Raw genomic sequence first — 1,098 nt, forward strand, 5'->3', positions numbered from 1 at the left:
CCGGGTCGCGCAGATCGATCGCTGCGATCTGATGCGCGGCAAAGAAAATTCCGAACTTTCCGTCGGCGCTGAGCGGCCGGATGGCGAGCCGCTCACCGCGAAAGGCTTGCGGGACTTTCCAGAGCCGCCCCTCGAAGCTGACGTAGGCCTTCGTGCTCGATACAGAGCGGACGATCTCACCCTCGTCGTATTCGACGATCGGCAGGCGGTCCGGCATGGTCCGGTGGCTAGGTCGATAGCGGCTCGCCGGCACATCGAAGTTCAAGGCCTCGTGCGGCCGGTCGAGATTGTAGACGGCTCGCCATTCGTCGAGCGCCCGCTGCACATCGAGAAGGTCCCTGTAACGCTTGAAGGCAAAGACCTCGGCCTTCAGGCTGCGGTGGAAGCGTTCGTTCTTGCCGCGGCTCTGGGGATGGTAGGGCCGGCTGTGGATCGTTCGAATTCCGAGCTTCAGCAGCCAGACCGTCAACGCGGTCCAGGGGTCTTCGAGGGTGAAGCCCCAGGGGCCACCATTGTCGACGAACATCGCATCCGGCAATCCATAGCGGCGGAACGTCGTCTCCAGATGTCCTTTGACCGTAGAGCCGCGCTCATTGTCGCATGCCGCCAGGCACAAGGAAAAGCGCGAGTGATCGTCGAGTGCGGTCAGCGGATGACAGGACACGCCATTCTCCAGCGCACTGTGCCCCTTGAAGTCCATCTGCCAAAGCTGATTGGGCGCATCCTTCTCGAACCGCGTGTAGGGCTGCCCGGGCGTGCCCGCAGGCTCGACCACGCGGCCGTAACGGCGCAGGATGCTGTGCACGGTGGAGACCGCCGGGATAGCTTGCCCATCGCGCTCGAGACGGCGTGCGAGCTTGCGCGCGCCCCAAGCCGGGTGAGCATCGCGCAACGCGACAATCTGCTGCTCCGTCGCAGCTGCGGTGCGCTCCGGACTTCGATGAGGCCGCCGCGACCGGTCCGCCAGCGTCGTATCGCCGGCATCAGACCGTTCGATCCACTTGTAGCCGGTCTGAGGGCTGATGCCGAACTGCCGGCACAGCTGCCGCCGGTTGGCTCCCTCCTGCTTGGCAAGCATCACAAACTCTCGTCGCTGGT

At 64.5% G+C, this 1,098-nt stretch carries 1 protein-coding gene; it reads right to left on the reverse strand.

Translation table 11 applies throughout. From position 1 onward, the window contains the following. On the reverse strand, window positions 1–1,098 hold a 1,098-nt coding region (locus tag BRAO375_RS25315), incomplete at both ends, for an IS481 family transposase (protein ID WP_035642102.1).

It is taken from the genome of Bradyrhizobium sp. ORS 375 (assembly GCF_000239775.1).
GTDB lineage: Bacteria > Pseudomonadota > Alphaproteobacteria > Rhizobiales > Xanthobacteraceae > Bradyrhizobium.